Here is a 3,403-nt window from a genome sequence, read left to right as displayed (position 1 = left end):
GGCCGTTTATGCCGCCCGCCGAACTATGCCAAACGGAGTTGGTATGGCACGCCGTTGTCACGCTGGCACCGCCGATCGCGTGCAGGGCAGCCCCATTCCATTCGGCATAGTCTGGTCGTTCAGAGCGCCTCCAGAAAGGCGAGCAGGCGGTCGTTCGGCTGGAAGCGGGTTCGCTTGCCGCGCTCGTACGGCTTGAGCTTCGCCAGGGCAGCTTCCTTGAGGGCGAGGTGGGCGTGCAGGTACGTCTGCGTCGTCTCGACCGATTCATGACCGAGCCACAGCGCGATCACGGAGCAGTCGACGCCGGCCTGCAGCAGTTCCATCGCAGCGCTGTGTCTCAGCACGTGCGGTGACACGCTCTTGGCCTTCAAAGACGGGCAACTCTTGTGAGCGACGCGAACATGCTTTCCCAGCAGCGACTGGACGCTGTCGGCACTGAGCCGGCCGCCGTGCACGTTGGGGAACAACGCTGTTGCTCCTTTCCGCAACGGTTCCTTGAGCCATGCCTGGAGCGCACACCGAGCGAGTGTGGTCAGCGGAGTGGTCCGCTCCTTCCGCCCTTTACCGACGCATCGTACGTGTGCGCCAGACCCGAGGTGGACGGCATCCCGGTCAAGGCCGGTCAGTTCTGAGAGGCGCAAGCCCGTCTGGGCCGCGACCAGCAGCAAGGTGTGATCGCGGCGGCCAAGCCACGTCGTTCGATCGGGCGCGGCGAGAACCGCCTCGATCTCGGGGCGCGTCAGGAAGTGCACCTGTCGCTTGTCGTGGCGCTTGCTCGGTATGGCGAGCACGCGCTGGATCAGCGCACTGTGTGCCGGCTCCTCGAAGGACACGAACCTGAAGAAGGATCGGATGGCGGTCAGACGCAGGTTACGCGTCTTCGCGCTGGCGCCGCGCTTTACCTCGAGATCGGTGAGGAACGCGCCGATGAACGTTGCGTCCAGATCGGCTAGCGTCAGGGCCGATGGGGGCTTCCGCAGCCGCACCTGTGCGAACATGAACAGCAGCCGGAACGTGTCCCTGTAGGAGGCGATCGTGTTGCCGCTAACATTGCGCTGGCGCATGAGGCGGTCGGTGAAGAAGCGCTCGATCAACGTCGCGACATTGCAGGCTGGCTTCATGGCGTCACCTCCCATCGCCGATCGAGACGCCGCGCCGCTTCTTCCATCAACTCGGGGCAGGCCGAGAGATACCAGTAAGTATCGCGCACGCAGGCGTGACCGAGGTAAGTGGACAGTACTGGGAGTTGCTGCTCGACGTCCTTGCCTTCGCGATACCAGTCGAGGAGCGTCCGGATGGCGAAGCGGTGACGGAAGTCGTGCACGCGTGGCCCGGTACGATCACCTGGGCGCCGCAGCCCGATCTCTCGGGACAATCGCCAGAAGACGCGATGAACGTACTGGTGCAGCAAGCGGCCTCCCTGTTCGGCAACGAAGAAGGTCGAGCCGCAGCGTGATCCGAGTATCGCGTCGCGCCGGTCGGCGTAGTCGCGCAGCGCGGTTCTCGTCGTGGGATGCAATGGCACGAGCCGCGACTTGCCGAACTTGGTCAGCCGGACCGTCAGCACGCCGGCGTCGAGGTCGACGTCCTGACGCTCCAGGCCCATCGCCTCGGATATACGCATGCCCGTCACCACGATCAGCCCGAACAGGGTATGGTAGGTCCATCGGCGCAGCCCGCCCGCTGGCGGCAGAGCCAGCGCCGCCGTCAGCAACGCATCGATCTCCGCGTCGCTGTAGACATAGGGCTTGGCGCGCTTCCATCCCGGCAGCATGCCGACGGGCGGCACCTCTGTTCTCGGATCGAAGTTGGCGACATGGCGCGCGAACCCGCGCACGTCGCTCAATCGCAGCGCCCAGGATGCATGACGATCGGGCGGCAGCGTTGCCCATTCCATTGCCAGCTTCGTCGTGATGATCCTGGCTTTGCGCTTCTCCATGAAGGCGACGAAGTCGGCGAGCCGACGGGTCTGGTGCTCGTACTTGTATCCCAGCCCCTTGCGCATGCTCAGGTACTTATCGAGTGCGGCGCGCAGATTGGTCATTGCACGCCTCCCGGCCAGGGCAGGCTCAATGTTCTCAGCGCGTCGATGTCGACCTTCGCGTAAATCCGGGTGGTGTCGTGGTTCTCGTGCCGCAGCAACTGTCCGATCTCCGACAAGGTCGCGCCAGATCGGAGAAGCTCGGTAGCGAGACTGTGTCGGAAGATATGGGCGCCGCGGTGTGCGCAACCTTCGATTCCAACGCGATCGAGGGCGGCCTTGGCGATCATGGTGATCGCACATCCGGAAGCAAAGCCGACGTGTGGCGCGAGTGTGCGGACGAACAACCGTCGGCACGACGACTTTGGGCGGCCATTGCGCAGATATGCAACGATGGCCGTGCCAACGTCTGGCGGTATCGGCATCCGTGCCCGCTGTCGGCCCTTGGCGCGAACGAGCATCTCGCTGGCGCGCCAGTCGATATCATCGAGCGTGAGCGTCGCGACCTCGTCGGCCCGCAGGCCGAGCTTGGCCAGCAATAACAGAATGGCGTAGTCGCGCCGTCCCATCACCGTCTCTCGGTCGCAACCGTCGAGAGCCTTCCGTACCTGAGCGGCAGGCAAATAGGTCGGCAGAGTTGCGAGCTTCCATCGTCGCATCGATGGTACGCAATCCGCCAACGGGCGCACGTTCAGCCCCCGATGGTGGAGGTAACGGAGAAAGGCGCGCAACGACCAGCACATCGCCTTGCCTGTTCCCGGGCTCCAATCCTGGGCGTGGCGCTCAATGTAGCGGATCACGTCCTCTTGGCTGATCTTGCCCAGGGCGGCGCCGCCGGAGCACACCTCGTGCAGGAACCTGCGGATGACCGGGAGATGGCGGACGATGGACCTCGGGGCCAAGCCGCGCTCTGATCGCAGGTAGGCATCGAACTCCTTGAAGATCCGTTCGTGCGGGGTGAGAGGCGGCAGCACCGACGGCGCGATCACGCCTTCCTCGCGCAGCACCGACAGCCATCGCTTGAGCGCGGCCCGGTCACCGGGTTGGATAGACTGCCTTCCGCCTCGATGCCGGAGGTACCGCTCAACGACCTGCTCATCGAGATCGACCAGCTTGTAGCGACGGCCCGCCATCCAACTCAGGAGCCCGCCAACCACGTTGAGGCAACGCCACGTGCCGTGCCGAACGAGCCTCTCTTCGATGAGACGAGCGGCGTAGCGCTCGACGAGTTGTCCGTGCAGCCCGCTTCTGAGACGCCGGTACAGCCGGCTTCTGCCCAAGTACTCTTCAACTTCCATCTTCCTGTTCTCCGCTGTTGAAAGCGGAGGCACAGAACGAACTATGCCGAACCGACCAAACGCCGGTCAGCCAGAAATCTGGGGAAAACGACCCGACTCGGCATAGTTCGGCGGGCGGCATAAA

At 64.2% G+C, this 3,403-nt stretch carries 3 protein-coding genes; all 3 read right to left on the bottom strand.

Features of this window, described 5'->3' with window-relative positions; genetic code table 11:
• Positions 1-119: 119 nt before the first annotated feature.
• Genes CWO91_RS41810 through CWO91_RS41800 form a run of 3 tightly spaced genes read right to left on the bottom strand, consistent with a single transcriptional unit; the run spans position 120 to position 3,279 of the window.
• Positions 120-1,121: a tyrosine-type recombinase/integrase gene (locus CWO91_RS41810; RefSeq protein ID WP_130221119.1), complete on the bottom strand. Its 1,002-nt coding sequence runs from the start codon at positions 1,119-1,121 to the stop codon at positions 120-122.
• Entirely contained in the window at positions 1,118-2,044 is a 927-nt protein-coding gene (locus CWO91_RS41805; RefSeq protein WP_130221118.1) for a tyrosine-type recombinase/integrase, read from the bottom strand. Before CWO91_RS41805 ends, CWO91_RS41810 begins: the two co-directional genes overlap by 4 nt.
• A complete protein-coding gene (locus CWO91_RS41800; RefSeq protein WP_130221117.1) occupies positions 2,041-3,279 on the bottom strand; it encodes a tyrosine-type recombinase/integrase in 1,239 nt (412 codons plus the stop codon). The genes CWO91_RS41805 and CWO91_RS41800 overlap by 4 nt, the downstream gene beginning before the upstream one ends.
• Positions 3,280-3,403 lie beyond the last annotated feature (124 nt).

It is taken from the genome of Bradyrhizobium genosp. SA-3, assembly GCF_004212635.1.
GTDB lineage: Bacteria > Pseudomonadota > Alphaproteobacteria > Rhizobiales > Xanthobacteraceae > Bradyrhizobium.
This window is presented reverse-complemented; position numbering and strand designations above follow the sequence as displayed.

Bases quoted from the DNA above. Each gene is read 5' to 3' on its own strand.
- CWO91_RS41810 (WP_130221119.1), bottom strand. From the start codon at position 1,121: ATGAAGCCAGCCTGCAATGTCGCGACGTTGATCGAGCGCTTCTTCACC.
- CWO91_RS41805 (WP_130221118.1), bottom strand. From the start codon at position 2,044: ATGACCAATCTGCGCGCCGCACTCGATAAGTACCTGAGCATGCGCAAG.
- CWO91_RS41800 (WP_130221117.1), bottom strand. From the start codon at position 3,279: ATGGAAGTTGAAGAGTACTTGGGCAGAAGCCGGCTGTACCGGCGTCTC.